This is a genomic window from Amnimonas aquatica, from assembly GCF_002943415.1.
Lineage (GTDB): Bacteria > Pseudomonadota > Gammaproteobacteria > Pseudomonadales > Moraxellaceae > Perlucidibaca > Perlucidibaca aquatica_A.
In genome coordinates this window covers 1-3244 of the sequence record NZ_PTQZ01000199.1, presented here as the reverse complement: position 1 = coordinate 3244, position 3244 = coordinate 1, and the positions used below count along the sequence as shown (strand labels likewise).

Annotated in this window: 3 protein-coding genes and 1 pseudogene; all 4 read right to left on the bottom strand. The window is 73.8% G+C overall.

Annotation, left to right across the window (positions count from 1 at the left end; translation table 11 throughout):
* A partial coding sequence (locus C5O18_RS07780) for a site-2 protease family protein (RefSeq protein ID WP_105192928.1) occupies nt 1-471 on the bottom strand: 471 nt, incomplete at its 3' end.
* Nucleotides 472-528: 57 nt separating this feature from the next.
* A complete protein-coding gene (locus C5O18_RS10900) occupies nt 529-1368 on the bottom strand; it encodes an ATP-dependent helicase C-terminal domain-containing protein (RefSeq protein ID WP_478209688.1) in 840 nt (279 codons plus the stop codon).
* Nucleotides 1369-1436: 68 nt separating this feature from the next.
* Nucleotides 1437-2840, bottom strand: a pseudogene (gene hrpB / locus C5O18_RS07775) (ATP-dependent helicase HrpB); the annotation flags it as partial.
* A 14-nt stretch (nt 2841-2854) separates the two neighbouring features.
* Nucleotides 2855-3244: sensor histidine kinase (locus tag C5O18_RS10475; RefSeq protein WP_338132507.1), on the bottom strand; the 390-nt coding region annotated here is incomplete at its 5' end.

Sequence of the window (3244 nt, the reverse complement as noted above, 5' to 3'; positions counted from 1 at the left end):
GCCGTCCAGCGGCGGCATGGGCAGCAGGTTGAGCACCATGAGCACCAGGTTGATGATGATGCCGGCCACCGCCATGTAGCTCAGCAGCAGGGCGGTTTCGCCGCTGCCGCCGGCCTGCCATTTCAGCAGCAGGCCCCAGCCCAGCGCCATGACGGCATTGGCGGCCGGCCCGGCGGCGGCCACCAGCGCCATGTCCTGGCGCGGCCGGTGCAGGCGGCGCATGTCCACCGGCACCGGTTTCGCCCAGCCGAACAGGAAACCGCCGAGCATCAGCAGCACGCCGGGCACCAGCACGGTGCCGACCGGGTCGATGTGGCGCAGCGGGTTCAGGCTCAGGCGCCCGAGGCGGGCGGCGGTGTCATCGCCGAGGGCGCGCGCGGCGTAGCCGTGGGCGGCTTCGTGCACGGTGATGGCGAACAGCACCGGCGGCGCCCACACCAGGATTTTCTGCAGCAGCGAGAGTTCGGTCATGTCGCCAGTATACGCCGGGCCCGGCGGGGGCGGAGCAGGCTGGCGACGAGCCGGCGCTCAGGCATCGCGCCGTTTCACGCCGCGCTGCGCCGGGGCGGTGAGCGGGTCTTCCGGCCACGGGTGCTTGGGGTAGCGGCCGCGCAGGTCCTTGCGCACCTCCGGGTAGCCCTGGCGCCAGAAGCTGGCGAGGTCGCCGGTGACCGCCACCGGGCGCCGCGCCGGTGACAGCAGGTGCAGGGTCAGCGGCACGCGGCCGCCGGCCAGCGCCGGCGTCGTGCGCAGGCCGAACAGCTCCTGCAGCTTCACCGCCAGCACCGGGCCGAGCTGGTTGTCCTCGGCGGCGCAGTAGTCGATCTCGACCTCGGAGCCGCTGGGCACGGTGATGCGCTCCGGCAGCAGGGCGTCGAGCTGGCGCTGGCGGGCCGGGTCCAGCAGCGCGGCGAGGGCATCGTGCAGCGGAAAGCCGGCGAGTTCGGACAGGCGCGAGATGCCGCTCAGCCAGGGCGCAGCCCAGTCGGCCAGGGTCGCGGTCAGTGCGGCATCGCCGACATCCGGCCACTGTGCCGGCTCCAGGCCGTGCATGAGGCGCACGCGCGCCTGCCACTGGCGCAGGCGCGGTGTCCACGGCAGTGCCTGCGCGCCGGCCTGCGTCAGCCCGGCCAGGAACACCGGCAGCAGGGTGTCCGGGTCGGGCCGGGGCAGCGGCGACTCGGCCAGCAGCAGGGCGTCGAGGCGGCGTTGGCGCTTCGCCGTCACAGCGCCGGCGCTGGCATCCCAGGCCAGCAGGTCGTTGGTCTCCATGCGCCCGGCGAACAGCTGCTCCAGCGTATCCTGGGTGATGGCCGCGGCCAGGAAGATGCGTGCCTCGCGGGCCTGGCCATCGAGCTGGACGGCCACCAGCCAGGACTCGCCGGCCNGGCGAGGCGGCGGTGCAGGTCGACGCCGGCCAGCGTGGCGGCCGGACCGGCGAGCAGGTCGCGCTCGCCGAGCAGCGCCGCCAGCTCGGCGGCCAGACGACCGAGGCCGCGGGCGCGCCCGGCCAGCAGCAGATGCGCCAGCCGCGGCGGCAGGCCCTGCCCGAGCATGGCCTTGCCATGGTCGCTGATGCCGCCATCGGCGCGCAGGGCGCCGAGTCTGACCAGCAGTTCCCGCGCCTGTGCCCAGGCCGGTGCCGGCGGCTGGTCGAGCCAGGCCATGTCCTGCGGATCGCGCACGCCCCAGCCGGCCAGCTCCAGCACCAGTGGCGCCAGGTCGGCGGCGAGGATCTCGGGCGTGGCGAAAGGCCGCAGGCGCGCCTGCTCTTCGCTGCTCCAGAGCCGCACGCAGAGACCGGGGCCGAGACGGCCGGCGCGGCCCCGGCGCTGTTCCGCCGCTGCCGCCGAAACGCGCTCGGTGTGCAGGCGGGTCATGCCGGAGCCGGGATCGAATACCGGCACGCGCGCCAGGCCGGCATCGACCACCACGCGGATGCCTTCGATGGTCAGGCTGGTCTCGGCGATGGCGGTGGCCAGCACGACCTTGCGCCGTCCGTCCGGCGCCGGGCTGATGGCCTGGTCCTGCTCGGCGCCGGCGAGCTGGCCGTAGAGCGGGCACAGCAGCACATCCGGTGGCAGCAGCGCAGCCAGGTCATCGGCGAGGCGGCGGATTTCGCCCTCGCCGGGCAGGAACACCAGCAGCGAGCCGGTCTCCTCGCACAGCAGGCGCAGGATTTCCCGGCGCTGGTGCTCGCCCGGCCTGGTCTGGCCGGCGGGCGGCGGGCTGTAGCGGGTCTCCACCGGGTACGTGCGGCCCTCGGCGGCGAGCACCGGCGCGTCGCCGAGCAGGGCGCTGAGCGGGCCGGTGTCGAGGGTGGCGGACATGACCAGCAGGCGCAGGTCATCGCGCAGCACCTGCTGGCATTCGCGCACCAGCGCCAGCCCGAGGTCGGCCTGCAGCGAGCGCTCGTGGAATTCGTCGAAGATCACCGCACCGTAGGCCGACAGTTCCGGATCATCCTGCAGCAGGCGCGAGAGGATGCCCTCGGTCACCACCTCGATGCGGGTCGCGGCGCCGACCCGGGTGTCGAGGCGGGTACGGTAGCCGACACGCTGCCCGGCTTCTTCGCCCAGCAGCGATGCCATGTAGCGCGCCGCCGAACGTGCCGCCAGCCGGCGCGGCTCCAGCATGACGATGCGCCGCCCGGCCAGCCAGGCAGGCTCGCCGGTGCCATCGCTGCCGGCGCGCGCGAGCAGCCCGAGCAGGGCCAGCGGCACGCGCGTGGTCTTGCCGCTGCCGGGCGGTGCCTGCAGCACCAGCGTGTTTTGTGCCGACAGCGTGGCCAGCAGCGTCGGCAGCACGGCATCGACGGGCAGGGCCGCCGGCGCGGCCATTGTGGCGGGGGGCATCAGTCCGCCGCCCGCAGCGGAATGTCGAGCTCGGCGAGGTTGCCGTCATCGCCGCGGTCGTAGCGCAGGGTGCCGCCCAGTTCCTGCAGCCGGCGCTGCAGGTTGAACAGGCCGTGGCCGCCTTCGTGGCCCGGGTGCTCGCCGTTGAAGCGCTGGCCGTCGTCGCCGATGCGGCTGAGCAGGCATCCGTCCCGGCAGTCGATATCGACCCGCACGCGGGTGGCGCCGGCATGGCGGATGATGTTGGCGAACAGCTCGCGCATGATCGACAGGTAGTGCTTGTAGACATCGTAGTTCAGCGTGATGTCCTGGCCGGTGTCGTGCAGTGGCCAGGACAGCGCGATTCCGGCGGCGTCCAGCCGCACCTGCGTCTCGTGGCGCAGTTCGCC